At 64.4% G+C, this 18,933-nt stretch carries 21 protein-coding genes and 1 pseudogene; 14 read left to right on the forward strand and 8 right to left on the reverse strand.

Translation table 11 applies throughout. The features are described 5' to 3' along the window. On the forward strand, positions 1-1,288 hold a 1,288-nt coding region (locus MKK88_RS15605), incomplete at its 5' end, for a DUF2252 domain-containing protein (RefSeq protein ID WP_244001201.1). A 714-nt stretch (positions 1,289-2,002) separates the two neighbouring features. On the opposite strand, the gene MKK88_RS15610 is transcribed toward MKK88_RS15605, so the two are convergent. Beyond that, a complete protein-coding gene (locus MKK88_RS15610) occupies positions 2,003-2,401 on the reverse strand; it encodes a DUF6894 family protein (RefSeq protein WP_244001203.1) in 399 nt (132 codons plus the stop codon). Positions 2,402-2,920: 519 nt separating this feature from the next. Here MKK88_RS15610 and MKK88_RS15615 point away from each other — a divergent pair. The 3 genes from MKK88_RS15615 to MKK88_RS15625 are packed head-to-tail and all read left to right on the forward strand — an operon-like array spanning position 2,921 to position 6,145. Next, positions 2,921-3,262 carry a hypothetical protein gene (locus MKK88_RS15615; RefSeq protein ID WP_244001205.1) on the forward strand — a complete coding sequence of 114 codons (342 nt, stop codon included), beginning with the start codon at positions 2,921-2,923 and terminating at the stop codon, positions 3,260-3,262. A 32-nt stretch (positions 3,263-3,294) separates the two neighbouring features. After that, on the forward strand, positions 3,295-3,573 hold the full coding sequence (locus tag MKK88_RS15620; RefSeq protein ID WP_244001207.1) for a hypothetical protein: 279 nt from the start codon (positions 3,295-3,297) through the stop codon (positions 3,571-3,573). A 55-nt stretch (positions 3,574-3,628) separates the two neighbouring features. Further along, a complete protein-coding gene (locus tag MKK88_RS15625) occupies positions 3,629-6,145 on the forward strand; it encodes a CheR family methyltransferase (RefSeq protein WP_244001209.1) in 2,517 nt (838 codons plus the stop codon). Between the two features lie 897 nt (positions 6,146-7,042). Here MKK88_RS15625 and MKK88_RS15635 read toward each other — a convergent pair. Further along, positions 7,043-7,333 carry a hypothetical protein gene (locus tag MKK88_RS15635; protein ID WP_244001211.1) on the reverse strand — a complete coding sequence of 97 codons (291 nt, stop codon included), beginning with the start codon at positions 7,331-7,333 and terminating at the stop codon, positions 7,043-7,045. Between the two features lie 476 nt (positions 7,334-7,809). Here MKK88_RS15635 and MKK88_RS15640 point away from each other — a divergent pair, with 476 nt between their 5' ends. The 3 genes from MKK88_RS15640 to MKK88_RS15650 all read left to right on the forward strand — a co-directional run bounded on the left by MKK88_RS15640 (position 7,810) and on the right by MKK88_RS15650 (position 10,850). Further along, positions 7,810-8,673 (forward strand): transglutaminase family protein, encoded by an 864-nt coding sequence (locus MKK88_RS15640; protein WP_244001213.1) that lies wholly within the window; start codon positions 7,810-7,812, stop codon positions 8,671-8,673. A gap of 276 nt (positions 8,674-8,949) precedes the next feature. Then, positions 8,950-10,446 carry a sensor histidine kinase gene (locus tag MKK88_RS15645; RefSeq protein WP_244001216.1) on the forward strand — a complete coding sequence of 499 codons (1,497 nt, stop codon included), beginning with the start codon at positions 8,950-8,952 and terminating at the stop codon, positions 10,444-10,446. Between the two features lie 32 nt (positions 10,447-10,478). Next, positions 10,479-10,850 (forward strand): response regulator, encoded by a 372-nt coding sequence (locus tag MKK88_RS15650; RefSeq protein ID WP_279602324.1) that lies wholly within the window; start codon positions 10,479-10,481, stop codon positions 10,848-10,850. A gap of 38 nt (positions 10,851-10,888) precedes the next feature. Here MKK88_RS15650 and MKK88_RS15655 read toward each other — a convergent pair whose 3' ends face one another. Both MKK88_RS15655 and MKK88_RS15660 read right to left on the reverse strand, forming a co-directional pair. Further along, positions 10,889-11,308 carry a response regulator gene (locus tag MKK88_RS15655; RefSeq protein WP_244001220.1) on the reverse strand — a complete coding sequence of 140 codons (420 nt, stop codon included), beginning with the start codon at positions 11,306-11,308 and terminating at the stop codon, positions 10,889-10,891. After that, positions 11,305-11,493 (reverse strand): DUF3606 domain-containing protein, encoded by a 189-nt coding sequence (locus tag MKK88_RS15660; protein WP_244001222.1) that lies wholly within the window; start codon positions 11,491-11,493, stop codon positions 11,305-11,307. Before MKK88_RS15660 ends, MKK88_RS15655 begins: the two co-directional genes overlap by 4 nt. Before the next feature lie 487 nt (positions 11,494-11,980). Between MKK88_RS15660 and MKK88_RS33850 the strand changes: the two are divergent. From MKK88_RS33850 to MKK88_RS15680, 4 genes and pseudogenes are all read left to right on the forward strand, one after another. After that, positions 11,981-12,188 (forward strand): annotated as a pseudogene (locus MKK88_RS33850) (cold-shock protein). 98 nt (positions 12,189-12,286) lie between these two features. After that, on the forward strand, positions 12,287-12,655 hold the full coding sequence (locus MKK88_RS15670; protein ID WP_244001224.1) for a DUF6481 family protein: 369 nt from the start codon (positions 12,287-12,289) through the stop codon (positions 12,653-12,655). Between the two features lie 43 nt (positions 12,656-12,698). Next, a complete protein-coding gene (locus MKK88_RS15675) occupies positions 12,699-12,896 on the forward strand; it encodes a hypothetical protein (RefSeq protein ID WP_244001226.1) in 198 nt (65 codons plus the stop codon). A 111-nt stretch (positions 12,897-13,007) separates the two neighbouring features. Further along, positions 13,008-13,157, forward strand: coding sequence for a hypothetical protein (locus MKK88_RS15680; RefSeq protein WP_244001228.1), 150 nt, complete (start codon positions 13,008-13,010; stop codon positions 13,155-13,157). A gap of 425 nt (positions 13,158-13,582) precedes the next feature. Here the strand turns inward: MKK88_RS15680 and MKK88_RS15685 are convergent, their stop codons facing one another. Beyond that, entirely contained in the window at positions 13,583-14,551 is a 969-nt protein-coding gene (locus MKK88_RS15685) for an alpha/beta fold hydrolase (RefSeq protein WP_244001230.1), read from the reverse strand. Between the two features lie 561 nt (positions 14,552-15,112). Beyond that, the gene (locus MKK88_RS15690) at positions 15,113-15,499 is read right to left on the reverse strand and encodes a hypothetical protein (protein WP_244001232.1); all 387 of its coding nucleotides are present in this window, start codon (positions 15,497-15,499) and stop codon (positions 15,113-15,115) included. 463 nt (positions 15,500-15,962) lie between these two features. Here MKK88_RS15690 and MKK88_RS15695 point away from each other — a divergent pair, with 463 nt between their 5' ends. Beyond that, a complete protein-coding gene (locus tag MKK88_RS15695) occupies positions 15,963-16,214 on the forward strand; it encodes a hypothetical protein (RefSeq protein WP_244001234.1) in 252 nt (83 codons plus the stop codon). A 240-nt stretch (positions 16,215-16,454) separates the two neighbouring features. Here the strand turns inward: MKK88_RS15695 and MKK88_RS15700 are convergent, their stop codons facing one another. After that, entirely contained in the window at positions 16,455-16,676 is a 222-nt protein-coding gene (locus tag MKK88_RS15700; RefSeq protein ID WP_244001236.1) for a hypothetical protein, read from the reverse strand. A 70-nt stretch (positions 16,677-16,746) separates the two neighbouring features. Then, the gene (locus MKK88_RS15705; RefSeq protein WP_244001238.1) at positions 16,747-16,929 is read right to left on the reverse strand and encodes a hypothetical protein; all 183 of its coding nucleotides are present in this window, start codon (positions 16,927-16,929) and stop codon (positions 16,747-16,749) included. Positions 16,930-17,434: 505 nt separating this feature from the next. Here MKK88_RS15705 and MKK88_RS15710 point away from each other — a divergent pair. Next, positions 17,435-17,722: a co-chaperone GroES gene (locus tag MKK88_RS15710; RefSeq protein WP_244001240.1), complete on the forward strand. Its 288-nt coding sequence runs from the start codon at positions 17,435-17,437 to the stop codon at positions 17,720-17,722. 98 nt (positions 17,723-17,820) lie between these two features. Beyond that, the coding region (gene groL / locus MKK88_RS15715; RefSeq protein WP_244001242.1) for a chaperonin GroEL at positions 17,821-18,933 on the forward strand (1,113 nt) is incomplete at its 3' end.

Genomic DNA, 18,933 nt, shown 5'->3' on the forward strand with positions numbered 1-18,933 from the left:
CGTCGCCCGCGATCGTCCCGACCCGGTGACCGTCATCGAAGCGGCGCACGCGGGACGGCAATCACACCTGATCCCGCTGCGGGTCGCCCGCATGGCCTCTTCGCCGTTCGCCTTTCTGCGCGGCGCTGCGCAAGTCATGGCCTGGGATCTGGCACAGGGACCGCGCGGCGCCATCGATGTAGTCCTGAACGGCGACGCGCATATCGCGAACTTCGGGCTGTTTGGATCGCCCCAGGGCGATGTGGTGCTCGACCTCAACGACTTCGACGAGGTGACGGTCGGGCCGTGGGAGTGGGACCTGAAGCGGCTTTGCGCGAGCATCGAGGTCGCCGCGCGGGAGGCGGTCGTCGCCGCACCGGAACGGCGGCAGGCGGTACTGCGCGCAGCGGCGGGCTATCAGCATACGATGGATGATCTCGCCCCGCGCGGCTCGCTCGACGTGTGGCGGCGCGCGGCACGGGCCGAGGATCTCGCTTTCGCCGGCCTCGAGATCGACGCGCAGTCACAGGCTGTGGTTCACAGGGCTGTCGAGAAGGCGCGGCGGAAGAACAACACGAGCTTGCTCGACCAAGTGGGCGAGCGTCGCACGGACGGTGGCTGGCGCTTTCGCGAGGAGCCGCCGATCCTCGTCCGCGTCGATGAGGCGACGCGCGAGCGTGTGACCACCGGTCTGGAGCGCTATGCCGAGACGCTGCCGCGCGAGCGGCGGTTCATGCTCAGCCGCTACCATGTGGTCGACGTGGCCCACCGCGTCGTGGGTGTCGGCAGCGTCGGGACCCGGGCCTACGTCGCGCTGCTGTGCGGCAACTCCGAGCGAGACGTCCTCTTCCTCCAAGTGAAGGAAGCCGTGCGACCAGCCCACGCGCCCTATCTGCGCGGCATGCCCAAGCCCTATGCCGATCACGAGGGCGAGCGCGTGATCTACGGCCAACGCCTGTTGCAGGCCGTGGGCGATCCGCTGCTGGGATGGACGAAGATCGAAGGGCGTCCGTTCTACGTGCGGCAGATGAAGAACATGAAGGGCGAGATCCCGGTCGCGCGCATGACAGGCCGGTCACTCCTGTACTTCTCGCACGCGTACGGATCGCTGCTCGCCAAGGCCCACGCACGAACCGGGGATGCGGCAGCGATCGCGGGATACTGCGGTCATGACGGCCGGGCCGATCTGCGCGAGGCCCTGGCCGACTGGGCCATGGCCTACGGAGACCGGAACGCGCAGGACTATCAGACCTTTCGGGCTGCCATCGCAACGGGCCGGCTGCGAGCGGCCGAGGATCCGCATCTCTAGAATTTACGGGTCCGATGGCGGCCGCCCGGGCACAGCGGGCATCCAACAATTTGTGGAGATCTGATTGAGCCCAAGCTTGGGGAAAGGGACGCGGACCTTTCCCCCTCGCCGCGCAGCGGCCTTCCATCACCGCCCCCCTGAACCGCGCCGGGGTTCCCGGAAGCTGTCTGGTTTGGGTCAGGCGACCAGGGCTTGCATCTGGGTCTGAGCCAAGCAGCGCGCCTCAGCCTCGGCGGGAGGCACGTTGTCGATCGGTTCGAGCAAGCGGCGGGTGTTGAACCAATCGATACAGCACCGTGCCGCTTCATCTTGCGGCTCGATGTGGGTGCTCTGTAGACCGTCTTCGTCCCATGTCATCGCACGTACGAGTGCACTCGCAGGCGCTGAGCGGGTCGCCAAACGCGGACCGGCGGGAGCCCCGTGCCCGTAATCACGAAAGGCATAGTCTCACTCTGTGCCCATAAATGAGGGCGCCGGCCTCGCGCGGCCGTCAAACGCTTATAGATCTGTTGTCCCCGAACTGGGCGAACGGAGTAGATCAAACGCTGCTGCCTAGGTTAAATACACAATATTATGACCGTGAAATCTCAGATGGTCGTGAGCCTGCCTGGTGTCGATCTCAATGCTTTAGGGCCCGGCAGCAGACCTGACACATCCTCCGGGCGCAGCCGTCCTGCTTTCAAACCGCGGGGCCGTGTCCTGCCCTCGCCACGGTCAGCGAGACGCCCGCCCGATATCGAGCAGACGCTGTGTCTCTGACAGGGTGACATTCAACTTCGCGTGGGCATCGCGAAGCTCTATAATCAGCCCCGCCGTGCGCCCCATCTCCGCCCGACCTTTCCGCAAACGGAGCCCGGTTGGTCGTCTTGAGCGCTTTCGCCCGCGATCGAGAACCTCGGCGAAAGGCAACACCATCAGAATGGTACCGTGCGCGTCAGTAATTTCAAAGCCATACCGGATCGGATTTCGAGCAGTCGCGGCGAGATCGGACCCCATTCCTGGCACGGCCTTGAAGGCCTCCAAATAGGCCGCCTCGACGTCGGCAAGCTCAAGACCTTCGTCGTCTTGCTGGTGGCCATGTGGACCCAGCAAGTGAAAGTAAAAATGCGGCATCGACCGTACACGGCGAGAGTGACATCTCCAGGCCAGACTGCGCGGGTCGGTTTGGGTCGTCAAGTCCGAGACCGCGTCGCGGTATCATGAGCAGGCACGCGTCCTGCTGGAATGCAAATCGTCCGCGGTTCTGCTCACGGCTGGGAACGCGATTCGTTATGATGTCAGCTTTCGTCAATCGCGCCGCAAGGGCAGGATCCGCCACGAGCGGTCATTCGCCTCCCATCCTAACCCGGCCGCCCGCGTCGCCAAGGGCTCGTCGCTTGATCGAGCAATCGTCGGATTCTGGGCTACGTCGGATCGTGTTGCAACCGGACCTGGGTCTTTCGTCAGGAGCGGACGGCCCACTTCAGACCCACGCACGCACGTTTCGAGCAGTATCAAAGGCCGTACCTCGTGGTCGAGAAAGGCGATTTACCTCTACATCGCGCGACCCATCGCGAGGAAAATCAGCCAGCCAAGATGACAGAGTATGCGGTTCATGCTACTCAGAGCCGCAGCCCGCAAGAGAATGCCCTCATGGCCAACACTGATCTTGCGGACCGAAATCTGATCATTGCTCGAGAGTTGCGAGCGGCCGCCGAGGAAATGCGACGGGCTCTGCAAATGTCTCGCGACCTCGTCGAACGCTCCCGTCGGCAGACGCGGGCAATCGTTGGGCCGAATGACGAGCGGGCGGCGGACAGCGAACATCCTGACCCATCGAAGCCGTTGGTCGAGTGCCTCATTCATGCCTACGAACTTGCTGAGGCCGATGGCGAACCGCAGACCCGCGTGCTTCTAGGTCAGGTTCTACACCATGTCGGCCGGCGCATCGCGACGGGACTCGGTCCGAGTGCTGCAAAGCTCGTAGTGCACTGATCCGATTCTGGGGCGTCGGTGCGGTGGGCATCATGGACGACGATGATGAGAGCCATTCGATCAGCGATGGCCTGAAGCGTATCGCTCGCATTCTGGATGTCCCCGTCGCCAGCTTTTTCGCGTCTGAGGCGTCACCGACCGCGGAACAAAATAGGGCGGCGCCCACTGATGGAGAAGTGGAGCAGGCCCTGTCGGTGATGCGCCTGTTCCTGCGCCTGAACAGCACCCAGGCACGTGCGCGCTGCGTTTCGTTCATCGTTCAGGAACTGCTGCGCAACAGCCCGTCGATCGATCCTGCGTCCGACGATTGATCGTCTGGACCTTCACCGTCTCCGGATCGTTCTGTCCAGATCTGGAGTGAACAAGATGATGACGCACGACCCCTTCCCGATCGTGGGCATCGGCGCTTCAGCGGGCGGGATCGAGGCCATGAGAAGCTTCTTCGCCGGGCTCCCGAAGCCTTTCGGAGCCGCCGTCATCGTCATCACGCATCTCAGTCCGGATCGTGAGAGTCTGCTGCCCGAAGTCCTGGCTCGGTTCACCACCTTGCCGGTGGAGGCCGCTAAAGACGCCACGCCCGTGCAACCCGATCGTGTCTACGTCATGCCTCCCGGCGTAATGTTCGGCATTCACCAAGGACGTCTGACCCTGACGTCGTTGCAGCCTGGCTCTCGTGAGACCAAGCCCATCGATGTCTTTCTCACCGCCCTGGCGCTCGATCAGGGTGAACGCGCCGTGGCCGTGATCCTCTCAGGCGGCGACAGCGATGGCGCGATCGGCGTCAAAGCGATCAAAGAACACGGCGGTCTCACGTTCGCTCAGGCCTCGGATGAGAACGGGCCGGAGACGCCCGAAATGCCGGTCAGTGCGCTCCGGACCGGGTACGTCGACTATCACGCCGCCGCTGACGAGATCGGAGCGCTGATCGCGAAGCACAGCGTCAAACGAACAAGAATCGAGACGTCCGTGAACGACGACCCGAACGGGGTCGAAGTCTCGGCGGACGTGCTCGCGGAGATCCACTCGATCCTGCTCCGGCAGGTCGGACACGATTTCTCGGGCTACAAACACACGACCTTCCAGCGACGGTTGGCGCGGCGGATCGTGGTGGGGAACCATGACGGGCCGGACGACTACCTCGCACGCCTGCGCACGGATGCGACCGAGGCGGCGGCGCTGTTTCGCGACCTGCTGATCGGCGTGACCAAATTCTTCCGTGATGTCGATGCCTTCGACGCGCTGGCCAAGCTGGTGATCCCGAAGCTGTTCGAGGGGCGTGCCGCCGAGGATGTGGTCCGCGTCTGGATTCCCGCCTGCTCGACCGGCGAAGAGGTGTACTCGATCGCCATCCTGCTGCTGGAACACATGGCCACGCTGCCCAACCGGCCGCGGGTCCAAATCTTCGCGACCGACATCGACGAGCGTTCGCTTACCGTCGCCCGGATCGGCCGCTATCCACGGGCGTACCTCGACACCATCTCGGCCGAGCGGTTAGCGCGTTACTTCGTTGTCGAAGGCGATAGCGTGGTGGTCGCCAAAGTGGTGCGCGATCTGTGTACCTTCGCGCCCCACAGCGTGCTGCGTGATCCGCCATTCTCGCGCCTCGACCTCATCTCCTGCCGCAATCTGATGATCTACCTCGGGCTCGATGCCCAGGAACGCATGCTGCCGACGCTGCACTACGCGCTACGCCCGAACGGCTACTTGTTCATCGGGATGGCTGAGAACGTCACCCGGTTTGAGGATTTGTTCGCCACCGTGGACAAGTCGCATCGCATCTTCCAGACGACGAGCATGGCCCGCTCGGTTCGGCTGTCGACGATGAGCGCGGACCCCTGGCCCGGTCTGGCGCCCGGCGCCCGCACGAAACCGCAGGGCGCGCTGGCCCATGCAAGCCTGCGCCACATCGTCGATGCCGAGGTGCTGGCCAAGTTCGCCCCTCCGCATGCCGTGGTCACACGGGTGGGTGAAGCCGTGCACTACTCGGCTCGGATCGACACGGTCCTTGGCGTTGCCCCGGGACTTCCGACCCACGAATTGGCGGCCCTGGTGGCCAAGGGATTGCGGCTGGAACTGCGCACGGCGCTGCGTGAGGCCATCGAGACGAACACAGTCGTGGCGCGCACCGGCCTGGAAATCAATCTGGCGAACGGGCTGCGTCAGCCCCTGGCGCTGACCGTCAGCCCGATGGCATCGCGCCCCGGAACGGAGCCGCTGTTTCTCGTTGTGTTCACGGAGACCGCGCCGGCCGCGAACCGGGAGGGGGCGGCGTCGCAGGCGGAGATCGGGCGGGATGAAACGGTGCAGCGCCTGGAACGCGAGCTATCGCTGACGCGCGAGCGCCTTCAGGCGATCGTCGAAGAATACGAGACTGCGCTGGAGGAAGTCAAATCCTCGAACGAGGAACTCTACTCGGTTAACGAGGAGATGCAGTCTGGGAACGAGGAGCTGGAGGCCTCGAAGGAAGAAGTTCAGTCCATCAACGAGGAACTTCACACCGTCAACAATGAGTTGTCATCAAAGATTCAGGCGTTGGATCGTCTGGCGGCCGAACAGAAGGCCCTGTTTGCCAGCACTGATATCGCCAGCGTATTTCTCGACAGGGACTTGCGCATCCGGACGATCACGGACGCCGCAGCGCAGATCTTTGGTATCCAGGCGGGGGACCGTGGGCGGTTGCTGACCAATTTCGCGGCGCCATTCTCACTCTCGTGGTTGAGTGAGGATGCCCAGGCGGTAATGGCCAGCGGCAGGACGGCAGATCGTCTGCTCGATGGGACGGACGGCAATCGCCATCGAATCCGAATAACGGCGTCGAAGATCGAAGGCGACATGTCTGGGGTCATCGTCAACTTCGTCCGGGTCGAGGGTGACGCGCTTTAGCGGTCGAGGCAGAACGCGGCGGTGTGTTATCAGCATACGATTGGCGATCTCGCCCTGCGCGGCTTGCTCGACATGTGGCGGCGTGCGGCACGGGCCGAGCTGGTGCCGAGCGACGCCGCCATGGCGGTCGAACTGTTTCCCGTACGCATTGCCGCCTCGTCCGGCCCGGCCGGATCGCTGTCCAAGGCGACGGGCTCCGGCTGTAGGAAGTCTAGCCGCCAACGCAAACCTTACGAAGCTATCCGGGACGGTGTCCGCCGGCCCAGAGAAGCGTCCGACCAGCTTCATGAGCGCCGGATTCGCCGTCGATCGGCGTCATGTCAACGCGGGCCGGCTCGGTCTGATCGTGAGGTCCGGATCTGCGGTGGCGACCTGCCCAAGCGGGCATCCGCGCTCGCCGAGACAGGCCTTCCGATCCGCCGACGTCTGGGCCACAGCCGCGGGGTCCTGCGTTCGGTCTTACGTGGAGGGGGGCGCACCGAGGTCTTCCAGATCCGACAAAGCGCGCTCGACGCCTATCCGCCCTGAGGGATGCCCGATGGGAGGCCGCCGGCCGCAACGCGACCGAGCTCTGGCACGAACGATGGGACCGGGCTTCCACGGATCTCGGCGCGTGGTCGGTGAATGGGCGCCGACGCGCGGCGCAGGCCAGGGTCAAACGGCTGCAGGCTCGCCTGGTCGGCCTCATCTCTCAACGATCAGTGGAAGAGAGTCGGAGCCCCGACAAGACGCCGATCGGGGGCCGTTCCAATCCTGTTTGACGGTCTGCTCCGGTTGCACGACGTAACAGGCCGCCAAGCCGTATGCGGAACGGCCTGTGCGTGAAGGGCTCCGGGCGCCGCGACTGCATTGGGCCTTGGGCCCTTCCACACAACGATCCGCGATGAACGACAGACTTCAGGGCTGCTTGTCCGCAGCGTAGAGGTCGGTGAAGGCGGCGTGCAGAGCCGCGAGCATGCCCTGGACCTCGAGTTCACGGATGCGCTGACTTCGTACCGCCGCCCAGAGGTTCTGCTGCTCCAGCGGATCGGTCACGTCGTTGGCGCAACTTGCGAGTTCGTCCGCCATCTGGTTGAGCGACGACGAGCAGAACATCAGAGCTGCGATGAGTTCGGCCACCGTATCCGGCAACGGAGACAAGGACACCGGTGAACCGCGTTCGATATCGGGGAAATCGTGCTGATTCACGGCGAACCTCTCTGAGCGGAGGGGCTCCAAGCACTTAAGGCGCGCAGACTTTAATAACATAAATTAACTTCTGTGAGTTTCGGCCTGCGGCATGGCGACTGATCCGTGTACGCGGCGTCAGGAGGGGCGGGCTGGTCACGCCTGGACCGCGGTCTCGCTGACCCTTGGCATCATCCCATCCTCGCTCAGATCGGACCAATCACTTCGGAGAGGGCGGATCAGTCGCCTCCATCAGGATCAGGGCATCGACGACGCGGGCGTGGGGGCCATCGTGCGAATCTGTTTCGGTCAACTGACCCAGCGCGCAGCCCGGCCAAAGGGGCGGCTCGCCGAAACAAACAGGTGGGTCGAACGTCCGAGCGACCGTCGAGGGCAAGGGGCGGCAAGGGCAAAGGGCGGCATCAGCACCGTGCTAAGCTCGCGCGCGCGTGTCGGGACTTCCGTACGCGGCAACGACAGATCTGGGGGATTGTCCGTTGGTCGAGATCAGCATCCGGCACCGGACGACCTACCGGTATCGCCGACCGGTCAGCCTGGGGCCGCACCGGCTGATGATGAGGCCCCGGGAAAGCCGGGACCTGCGCCTCCTATCGAGCACCCTGACCCTGGTGCCGGAGGCCGGCGTGACATGGGCCCAGGATGTCGCCGGGAATGCCGTGGCGACGGCCACGTTCCAGTCCGAGACGGAGAGCCTCCTCGTGGAGTCCCGGTCACGGGTGGAGCTCTCCGCCTCTGCCTATCCGGTCTTCGCCATCGCGGCCGACGCGGTCACGTTCCCGTTCCGCTACACCGATGACGAGTGGGCGGATCTCGGGGCCCTGACGGTCCTGCAGTATCCGGAGGGCGCTCCGAGCCTGCGGAGCTGGGCACAGGGGTTTGTCGCAGCCTGTCCGACCGACACCCTGTCCCTGCTCAAGGATCTGAATGCCGGCGTCGGAAGCGCGATCACCTACCAGGTTCGCGAGGACGAGGGCACGCAGAGCCCGAGCCAGACCCTGTCCCGCGGGATGGGCTCGTGCCGGGATCTGGCGACGCTCCTCGTCGAGGCGGTGCGCAGCCTAGGCTTCGGGGCTCGGGTCGTCTCGGGCTACCTCCACGATCCGTCGCGAACCCAGCTGGGTTCGGCGGATGCGGGGGCCACGCATGCCTGGGCGCAGATCTTCCTGCCGGGCGCGGGTTGGATCACCTTCGACCCGACGAATCGCACCGTCGGCGGCGCGAACCTGATCCCGGTGGCGGTCGCCCGCGACATCCGGCTGGCCATGCCGCTGAGCGGCAGCTACGCCGGACCGGCGGACGCCTTCCTGGACATGTCGGTCCAGGTCAGCGTCGATGGATAGCGGCTCTACGCGGGCCGATCACGCCCACCTGCCCGGCTTGGTAAGGCCGCCGCTCCGGATCGCAGGATCACGGGCCCTCTCGCCTGCGGCATTCGGACGCCCTGCGCGACCTCCGTTCCGGTGGACTGACGCAGCTGGCGCCTCGATCGGCGATTGGCCCCGCAGCGGGGACGAGTGCCGGGTGGCTAAGATCGCAACTTCTGGCTACGAGTACGCACCACCCCTGCACACACCCATGCGATGAATGACCCAGCCGGGCATGCGCGAAAAGCCGCTTTGAGCGGCTACGACATCCTCCAGTCGCCCACGGAGCCCAGCTTCGACGATCTCGTCGCCCTCGCCACCCAGATCTGCGATACGCCCGTCGGCCTCATCAGCTTCGTGGCCAGCGACCGCCAGTGGTTCAAGGCGCGGATCGGGTTTGCCCCCTGCGAGACGCCGCTCAGCCAATCCGTCTGTGCGCACGCCCTCGCCGAGGGGGATATCCTCATCATCCCGGACCTGACGCAGGACCTCCGCACCCGCGACAACACGCTAGTGACCGGGGAGCCGTTCATCCGCTTCTACGCGGGCGCCGTGCTGACGGCGGCCAACGGGATCGCGATCGGCACGCTGTGCGTGATCGACAGCAAGCCCCGGCCGGAGGGCCTCACCCCGCAACAGGCGTCCGGCCTGCAGGCGCTCGCCCGTCAGGTGATGACCCAGCTCGAGTTGCGGCGGGCCATCCGGGAACGGGATCGCGCGCTCACCACCTCCGACGAGGCGCGCGACGCGTTGCAGATCAGCGAGGAGCGTTTCCGGCTTTCCTCGCGCGCCACGACGGATGTGATGTGGGACTGGGATCGCGAGGGCGATACCTTTCACTGGGACGATGCCCTCACCCGCGTCTACGGCTACGTGGCCTCAGCCGTCACACCGACGGCCGCATGGTGGTTTGAGCACATTCATCCGGAGGATCGGGAGCGCGTCCGTCAGAAGGCCCTCAGCGCTACCGAGATGGGCCCACGCTGGGCCGACGCGTACCGGTTTCAGCGCGCGGACGGCACGTATGCCGACGTGCTCAATCAGGCGTTCCTGGTCCGAAGCAAGGCCGGCCGCGTCCTGCGCATGACAGGAGTCATGCTGGACAACAGCGCGCGGGCAGCGGCGGACCAGCATCAGAGCCTGCTCAACCATGAACTCAGCCATCGGCTGAAGAACACCCTTGCCATCGTCCAGGCCATCGCGGCGCAGACCCTGCGCAACGCCGCCAGCCTGGACAGCGCGCGCGACGCCCTGCTGCAGCGCCTGATCGCCCTCGGTAAGGCCCACGACATTCTCCTGGCGAGCAACACCGAGCAGGCCGGGATGGAGGCCGTCATCCGGGGGGCGCTGGCTCTGCACGACAACCAGCAGGCGGGGCGGTTCCGGATCGAGGGACCGCCGCTCGAGATCGGACCCAAAGCCGCGCTGGCTCTCGCGCTCATGATCCACGAATTGGCGACGAACGCCGTCAAGTACGGGGCGCTCTCGACCGACGCGGGGCACATCGGCATCCGCTGGCAGATCGAGGTGGCGGGCGATGACCCGCAATTGCGGCTGTGCTGGACCGAATCGGGTGGACCGCCGGTCTCGACACCGTCGCGCACGGGCTTCGGCACCCGTCTGATCGAGCGCGGTCTCGCCGGGACCATCGGCGGGACCGTGAAGCTGGAGTACCGGCCGAGCGGTGTCACGTGTGATCTCGTGGCGCCCGTCGCAGGGTTTCAAGAAAAGGTGGAGATTTTAAATTGAACGAAAACCGTTTCGCGGGCTTGCTCTAAGCCATGAACAAAATTCTTTCGAAGCCGACCGCGCTAATCGTCGAGGACGAAAATATCACGCGGATGGAGACCATGGATATCTTCGCCGATGCAGGCTTCGACGTGATCGAGGCCTGGACTGGCGACATGGCCCTGCATCTGCTCGGTAAGCTCCCGACGATCCAGCTGGTGTTCACCGACGTGCGTATGCCCGGTCGGGTGGACGGCATTCGCTTGGCGCAGCTGATCGCAGAGCGTTGGCCGGAGACCGCCGTGATGGTCTGCTCCGGCCCACTCGCGTTCCGGCCGAGAACCCTGCCCGACAAGGCGCGGTTTTTTCCCAAGCCGTTCAGCCTGAACGAGGTCTCGTCGACGGCCCTGGCGTTGGTGGCCTGAAACCGGCCGCGCCGCGCAGGGGTGTGGGCCACGCCGGCCTAGATGCCGCCGCCCTGTTCGGACAGGAGGTCGAAGATGTTGCCGGTGAGTGCATGGAGCGCGCACGGCTTGGCTATGAAACGTGCTCCGTCCGGCAGATCGGTACCCTTGGGATTGTTCCGACCGGACAACACCAGCAGCCTGATCTCGGGCCACCGCGCCGCGACGAGCTTCGCCAGCTGAAACCCGTTCAATTCGCTGCCGGGCATATCGACGTCGCTGATCAAGACGCGCACGTCGGTGCGTGTCTTGAGCAGGTCGACCGCCTGCTCAGAGTTGCATGCCTCGAACACGATGAGCCCGGCATCGGTCAGCGCCCCGGCCATGTCCATTAGTTGGACGGGATCGTCGTCGACGATCAGGATGCCAAGCTGGTGCGGGGCTAGCGGAGCCCTCTGGCTCGTGGTGAGGGCCGTCATGAGCCTGACTGTCCGCCAAGATGACTCGTGAGGGTCGTGATGCGGGAGCCGACCAGCCTCGCCGCCTTGCGCAGCTGCCCCTCCGTAATCGCGAAGCGTTCGGTCCACGCGGCTCGAACGACGCGATCATTGATGTCGATGTGCGTAGCAGCTCGACGGGGCAAGGTTTTTTCGACGAATGACATGCGCTCTTGTTTCGCGTCTTCTCATCGAAGACCGCGCCTCAAATATACAATGTGATGGATATTTACTAACGCGGGAAGGTGGGGAAGGTTGCCGTGTCTCGCGGGTGGACGGTGCCTGCGGCAGGACGAAGGCTCTGCGGCCCCGCGACTGATGATCTCCTGGTGCGATGCAGCGATGCGCCAGAAGCTCCAGTTCTACCGCGGCTGGACAGCTGCAGATCGGTGATCCTGTAGCCGGTTTTACTCTTCTCTGGCAATTACACGATATCGGAGGGTTGGGCGCTCATGTTTGCCTGGGCCGCATTGACAGTTGTGATGATCTCGCAGCTGGCGTAGAGATGATAAATCGATTTTTGACCAGATATTTCGGCCGTATCGCCTGAACAGGGCGAACGCTCTGCATCGCTCCCATTCTCGACGACCAGAGACCGCGCGCGCGCGATGCGCGCTCAGCCCGATTTCCTGCCTGTATAGATACGGAATACCTATAAGTATCGGCACCGTTAAGTGGTTCAACGACACCAAGGGTTTCGGCTTCATTCAGCCGGATGATCGCGGCAAGGACGTGTTCGTCCACATCTCCGCCGTCGAGCGCAGCCATGGGCAACTTCGTCGAGGGTCAGAAAATCTCCGACGAGATGGAGGCCGACCGTCGCACCGGTAAGCAGTCGGCTGGCAACCTTCAGGCCGCCTGAGCCTCGCTGGTCCGACCGACGATTTTCGAAGCCGTTCCCTCGGGAGGGGCTTTATCTGCTTTTCGCCGCCTTGGCTGAGTCAGGGCGTACAAAAAGGAATGTTCGTGGGTCAATCTAAAACAAATCAGATCGTCGATCGTCTCGAAGCGACGGCCAAAGCGCGGCAGGCTACGCTGGCCCGGTTCCGGGCTCGTCCTGCGGCCGACGATCCGGTCATCCTCGCCCGCCAAGCGGCGCGGCAGGCGGTGGTCCAGGCGCGGGACGTGCGGGCGACCGAGCGGGAGGTCGCTCGGCTGGCCGCCGAAGCTGACTGTGCGTCCGCAGCATTCGCCGCAAAGGAGCGCGCCAAAGCGGAGATCGCCCGTCAGATTGCCCAGAAGGCAGCGCGGCAGACTGACCTCGCCGCCGAGCAGAAGGCCGCGCGCGACGCACGCTTCGCGGCTCGCAAGGCGCGAGCCCGTCGGTAGATCGGCCTCAGCCTGCAGCACCCGTTACCCAGGAGGACCACCCATGTCGCACAAGTTTAAGATCGGCCAGCATGTCCGGCAGCTAAGAGACAGCTACGTCGGCAATAAGAGCATCGTCGACGGCCTCTTCGAGATTGTTCGCCTCACGCCGGACGACCGTTCCGACGAGCCGACTTACCGGATCAGGTCCGCCGGCGGCGAGCGTGCCATGCGGGAGGGCGAACTCACCCACGCGTCCTGACCGGTTTCGGCCGGTCGGATCAGCACGTGCAGAGAAAGCGTCCTGTGACGGCTCTCCGTCGGGACTCATAGGACCGGCGGAGATCCCGCGGGCCGTCTGGGATCGAGTCGGTTGTCCGAGTCTTCGCTCTTCGGTGGCCTCGACCGTATGCGTATTGCGGGCGCTTGGCAGCCAATGCGCCAGCTCGGCGAGGATGAAAGCTCGAACGCGGTCGATGCGGACCTGACCGAACTTTTTGATGCTGACGATCGCGTCCGGTGACTTCTGGGCCAAAAGGCCGAGATCCCGATAACCGGCCTTGCGCAGACGGGCCCATAGGGAGGCCGTCAGGAAATCGCGGCCCAAACCCGACGCTGAGAGCAGCTGAAGCGCGTCAGGCGGCAGGTCCTCGAACAGCGGGAGCCTCGCGCTGATCTCGCCGAAGAGGCTATCGGACCGGGTTGTGCGACGTGATCGGCCGGACATTCCCGCCGCTGATAGGGCTATTCCTGCGTCCCGCAACGCTCAGCCATCGCGCGCCGTCACGGTGACGGCTTGCCCACCACCGTGTGACGACGAACGCGCGAGGCCCGACCCAAGAGCCGCCGGTCCGCCTCCGAGCGACAAAGCGGAGGCACGGCGCTTCATTCCCGTTGACCACGCTTTGGACGGGGGCGTGCGAGGCTCGGACTCGAACCGGCCGCTCTTCAGGCGGCAACGCGAACCCGCTTCGAAGCCTGGTCGATGGCCGCGATGACCGCGTCTGGCGCCAGATGCTGGATCATGTGGCCGAGGCCTGGCACGACGATGAGGTGACTGTCGAGCAGTTCGTCGTGCAGGCGCTTCGACTGCCGATCCACGTCGGCGATCTGATCGGCTCCACCCACGATGATCACCACCGGGAGCCTCAGGTCGCGATAGTGCTTCTGAAGCTCGACAGCCGCCGGCGTCATCAACGCGGCGTCCTCTGCTGACGCCCGCAGCTGGATCGGCCGCAGCATCATGGCCTTCGGGAACCGGCGGTCGAAACGCTCCGTGACGGCGGCCGGCGCGAACATGGCCTTGATCAGGGTGGGCTGCAGGATCCGACCGATCACGGGCGAGATCGAGTGGCGCATCAGGTCCCCGATGCCGGGGAGCGCCACCGGGGACGCGAGCACCACATCGGCGCGCAGCGCCGGGTAATAGTAACCGGACGCCAGGACGAGGCTGCGCACGAGCTGCGGGGCCTGTAGCGCGAGGGCGACCGCGACCAAAGCCCCCCAGGAGTGTCCGAGGACGACGGCTTGGGCAACGCCGAGCTGCAGAAGCGCCTTCTGGAACAGCGTCGCGTGAGCGCGCGGCGTCCAGAGCCCGCGCGGGCGGTCGCTGTAGCCGTAACCGGGTCGGTCGAAGATGATGACGCGGTGGCGCTCAGCAAGATCGTCAACGATGCCGCTGACGAGAAAATCTTGGATCATCATGCCGTTGCCGTGGATCAGCACCAGCGGCTCGCCGGCCCCCCGCTCGACGTAGTGCAGGCGCACGCCATCCACGGTGAGGAACGCGCCGATCGGTGGCGTCCGTCGCTCGGCCTGCTTTGCCTGGGCGGCCGCATAGAGGGCGGACGCTCCCAGCGCGGTCGCGGAGCCGAGCAGGGTCGGAAGCAGCCACGCTGTTCTTGAACGGCCTGTCATGGGATTGATCCTGTTCACTGGAATGGGGCGTGCCTTCCGATTGCCGAGGGACGGCGAGTCCCCTTCCCGCCAACGGGAGGAGACGCCGGTCCGCCGTTTCCGGCGCGGCAAGCGGTCGGTGTCGGCAGGATGACGCCGGCTGGGCGCTTAGTCGGCGCCGCCATACGGTACGCGGGACGCGTGGGTCTCGGCGCGGCTCCCGCGGGTCTCGCTTGGACAGGCCGAAGGCTTTGACATGCCCGGCGGAGCGATGATCCAGTGGAGGCACGACCGTAGCGGCTGCGGCGCCTAACGCGCGCCCTGCCAGCGCACCGTCATCCGACGAAGGGCTAAATCACCATTCGTCTCCGACGCGCCCTCCGAATCGAAGGATCGGGCCGACTGACGCACGACCACACCGTCCCGCGTGATAGACCAATCGAACCGGCCGGGCTCCGTCGCAGATGGCATGATCTGTAACTTGTGAGGATTTGATCTGAAAACGATCATTTTATTTGATCGATGCTCCGATAAGAACCGTTCAATGATCTTTCGAAGCCGAGATTACTCGGCCTTTGGCAGTCATGCCGACCGCGCTTGAGGTGTTCCGGTCGCGGAGGCGGACGCATGCTTCCAGGCCTCGACGCCGGCTGCCGTGCTCGCTAGTTGCGACGCCAAGTACTGCAGCGCTTCCGTGCAACGCGCGTCCTCGCGGCGCACATCGGCAGCGTGAGCCTGATCGTCGCCCGCCGCGGCAAGCTGGTCCGCAGCGAGCGTCAGCCGTTCGGCGACGCGCCGCATCGATTGCGGCCCGGTGAAGCTGGTCCGCGCATCAGCGGCGACGGCCTGAATCAAGCTTCCGAGATCGGGCTCGATAGCCATCTCCCAGTGCTGGGCATAATTCGACGCCATCATCTGGCACTTGGTGAACCAGCTAAACTCCAAGCCTGTCAGTCTGGGTTGAACCATAACGCACTCCTTGCTGGACGGACTGAATTCACGCGCACGCGGACAGGCGGCGATCCCTAGCCGCTGTCCTCGTCAAGTGCCGACCGATAACTTCACAGTTTACTGACCCGGCCCTGTCGCCCTGCGCTACAGGGTTGCTTCGTCGGGCCGAGGATCGTCCCTGAGGTTCGGTTGGCCGGGACCGAAACGCTTTGCCTTCCGACTGATGTCGACACGACACATGGCCCGCATCCGTCCGACGGCCCAATCACGCGTCGGGGCTGTCTCTCCGAGGATACGGCGATCTTTATTAGATGGCGCCCCAGAAATATTTTACCAGATCCAAAAAATACAAAAATGACGCTACGGCGAGAATTCAAAATCATGTTCGAAGGAAAACCAAACAGACGCAGGACAGAACAAAATTACATCCTTGGCGTTTACAGCACTGTAGCATCCGTCGTTTTTGTCTTGGAGACCCGCCATGTTTCATCAAAAGCGTTTTGGACGCAAAATATCGGTTCCGTCGACGATAGAGATCAAGCGCGATCTGATGGACATGGCCCATGCGGACACGGTCGTAACGCTTTTTAAAGGCCGTGGCGTGACCAATGACGAGTTCAAGACAATGGTTTCGGGCCTGGTCGCTGACGATCTGCTTTCTCCCGATCGCGCTCAGAGATTGACCCTCCGCTTCGCGCGCGCAGACGCAGAGAACGCCGGCCCCGCGAGTTGACGCTCGTCGCCAGCCTTGCGGGGAAGTGTCGGCGGCTGACGGCGTTCAGGCCACGATTTTATCGAGAGCTCGAAGAGAAGGCCGATCGCCGGCAGCTTGAACGCCGAGGGCGGCCGCATGTGAGCGCCTCCGACGGATTGGTCGCAAGCCTTTGTCGAGGCCCCAGCCACCGATATGCCATTGTGCATGGACGAGACGCCCTTGGCCGGGGGCGCATGAATGAATACGGCCCCGGTTTGATCAGGCCAGGATATCCTGAATCAGATGGCGGTTCGCGCGGATGGATGCGATCGTCCGATCGATCTCGCGCAGAAGCAGTTCCGCGGCGGCACGGGTCTCCGGGCTATCGAGCGGGCCGGCGACGATCCGCGCCTGTTGGGCCCGGCGCAGTTCGGCTGCGGCGAGGTCCTGTTCCGCCTGCGCAAGGATATCCCGGAGGTAGGCGTCAGGCAGTGTCGGCATGGTAGCATCATCCCGTCCATGACATGGATCCCGCCGCGCGACCCGGTCACGGGCAACGCGGCTTCGCAGATCAGACGTTGAAGATCGGCAGGAGGGCTCCGAGGCTCCCCAGAGCCGCGGTGCTGATTCCGCAGACGAGGACGATATCTCCGCTCGCGATGTGCTTCGACACCGGTGCAAACCGGTAGGCTGCCGACGTCAGCGCGACGCCGAGCAACGCAATCGCCAAGGCGACGGCCATCAGAATTGTCATGACAATGATCCTTGTCCGCCAGCGGCGGGACTGACCATCGCGCGGACAAGTGCAACGTGCGGAAGAGACGAAATATCCGACTAACCCAGGCAAGATATTAAATTGTCAAAAATCTTGGCGATTTGGGGTGAGAGAGTCGATTTTCACGGTGAAATCGTTGTTGATCGGCGGAATTACGGCCTGACTGACCGTCATGCCATCCTCCAACACAGTCCTGCTTGAGCAGCCCGATCAGGGCGGACGATCGCGCCGTTCGCTCCGCGCGGCACCGAGATCGGTCAATTGAGGCGCGCGGTTCGAACCCGCCATGCCCGCGCTGAGGCGCCATGGTGCCCCGGCCCCCGGATGAGCGGGACCCAATGTCCCATCATAAGATTAGCACTTCCATGCGGCGAGTGCTAACGATGGGTCGATCGGGCGGCGATGACAATTTCGCCGGTCTCTGTCCCGCGACAGCGCCAATCATCTCGGTTGGATCTCGCTTGGGAACGATCAGGATCTCACGATGAAATTCCGTCCGCTGCACGATCGCGTGGTCGTCCGTCGCATCGAAGGCGAGGAGAAGACCAATGGTGGGATCATCATCCCCGATACGGTCAAGGAGAAGCCGCAGGAGGGCGAAGTCGTCGCCGCGGGACCGGGCGTGCGCGACGAGGCCAGCCAGATCATCGCACTGGAGGTAAAGGCCGGCGACCGCGTCCTGTTCGGCAAGTGGTCCGGCACCGAGGTCAAGATCGACGGCCAGGACCTTCTGATCATGAAGGAATCCGACATCCTAGGCATCGTCGCCTAGCCCGGCTCGGGCGGCACGGAGCGTAGTGACGATCTGCCCTTCGAGGCGCCCGCTTGGGTGCGCATCGGGGCCAAACGACAGATGATGAGGTCTCTGCCATGTCCGCCAAAGATGTCCGCTTTTCCGTCGATGCCCGCGATAAGATGCTGCGCGGCGTCGAGCTTCTCGCGAACGCGGTGAAGGTGACGCTCGGCCCGAAGGGCCGCAACGTCGTGATCGAGAAGAGCTTCGGCGCCCCGCGCATCACCAAGGACGGTGTGACGGTCGCCAAGGAGATCGAGCTCGTCGACAAGTTCGAGAACATGGGCGCCCAGATGGTGCGCGAAGTGGCCTCGAAATCGAGCAACGCTGCCGGTGACGGCACCACCACCGCAACCGTGCTGGCTGCCTCGATCGTCCGGGAGGGCGTGAAGTACGTCGCCGCCGGCATGAACCCGATGGACCTGAGGCGCGGCATCGATCTGGCCGTGGCCGCGGTCGTGAAGGATATCGCGGGCCGCTCGCGGAAGGTCGCCTTGTCCGAGGAAATCGCACAGGTCGGCACCATCTCCGCCAACGGCGACACCGAGATCGGCCAGATGATCGCCCACGCGATGCAGAAGGTCGGCAACGAGGGCGTGATCACGGTCGAGGAGGCCAAGACGGCCGAGACCGAGCTCGACGTCGTCGAGGGCATGCAGTTCGACCGCGGCTACCTCTCCCCGTACTTCATCACGAACGCGGAGAAGATGGTCGCCGAGCTCGAGGACCCCTACATCCTCATCCACGAGAAGAAGCTGTCGTCGCTCCAGGCGATGCTGCCGGTGCTCGAGGCCGTCGTTCAGACCGGCAAGCCGCTCCTGATCATCGCCGAGGACATCGAGGGTGAGGCTCTGGCCACGCTCGTCGTCAACAAGCTGCGCGGCGGCCTGAAGGTCGCGGCGGTCAAGGCGCCGGGCTTCGGTGATCGCCGCAAGGCGATGCTCGAGGACATCGCGATCCTGACCAAGGGCCAGATGATCGCCGAGGATCTCGGCGTCAAGCTCGAGAACGTGACGCTGCCCATGCTCGGCCGCGCCAAGCGCGTGCGGATCGAGAAGGAGAACACCACGATCATCGACGGCGTCGGCGAGAAGTCCGACATCGAGGGCCGCATCTCGCAGATCAAGGCGCAGATCGAGGAGACCACCTCGGACTACGACCGTGAGAAGCTGCAGGAGCGTCTGGCCAAG

Source organism: Methylobacterium sp. E-005 (assembly GCF_022829725.1).
GTDB lineage: Bacteria > Pseudomonadota > Alphaproteobacteria > Rhizobiales > Beijerinckiaceae > Methylobacterium.

Coding starts and splice junctions, on each gene's coding strand:
- MKK88_RS15610 (WP_244001203.1), bottom strand. CDS start 2,401: ATGCCGCATTTTTACTTTCACTTGCTGGGTCCACATGGCCACCAGCAA.
- MKK88_RS15615 (WP_244001205.1), top strand. CDS start 2,921: ATGGCCAACACTGATCTTGCGGACCGAAATCTGATCATTGCTCGAGAG.
- MKK88_RS15620 (WP_244001207.1), top strand. CDS start 3,295: ATGGACGACGATGATGAGAGCCATTCGATCAGCGATGGCCTGAAGCGT.
- MKK88_RS15625 (WP_244001209.1), top strand. CDS start 3,629: ATGATGACGCACGACCCCTTCCCGATCGTGGGCATCGGCGCTTCAGCG.
- MKK88_RS15650 (WP_279602324.1), top strand. CDS start 10,479: ATGAACAAAATTCTTTCGAAGCCGACCGCGCTAATCGTCGAGGACGAA.
- MKK88_RS15655 (WP_244001220.1), bottom strand. CDS start 11,308: ATGACGGCCCTCACCACGAGCCAGAGGGCTCCGCTAGCCCCGCACCAG.
- MKK88_RS15660 (WP_244001222.1), bottom strand. CDS start 11,493: ATGTCATTCGTCGAAAAAACCTTGCCCCGTCGAGCTGCTACGCACATC.
- MKK88_RS15670 (WP_244001224.1), top strand. CDS start 12,287: ATGTTCGTGGGTCAATCTAAAACAAATCAGATCGTCGATCGTCTCGAA.
- MKK88_RS15675 (WP_244001226.1), top strand. CDS start 12,699: ATGTCGCACAAGTTTAAGATCGGCCAGCATGTCCGGCAGCTAAGAGAC.
- MKK88_RS15685 (WP_244001230.1), bottom strand. CDS start 14,551: ATGACAGGCCGTTCAAGAACAGCGTGGCTGCTTCCGACCCTGCTCGGC.
- MKK88_RS15690 (WP_244001232.1), bottom strand. CDS start 15,499: ATGGTTCAACCCAGACTGACAGGCTTGGAGTTTAGCTGGTTCACCAAG.
- MKK88_RS15695 (WP_244001234.1), top strand. CDS start 15,963: ATGTTTCATCAAAAGCGTTTTGGACGCAAAATATCGGTTCCGTCGACG.
- MKK88_RS15700 (WP_244001236.1), bottom strand. CDS start 16,676: ATGCCGACACTGCCTGACGCCTACCTCCGGGATATCCTTGCGCAGGCG.
- MKK88_RS15705 (WP_244001238.1), bottom strand. CDS start 16,929: ATGACAATTCTGATGGCCGTCGCCTTGGCGATTGCGTTGCTCGGCGTC.
- MKK88_RS15710 (WP_244001240.1), top strand. CDS start 17,435: ATGAAATTCCGTCCGCTGCACGATCGCGTGGTCGTCCGTCGCATCGAA.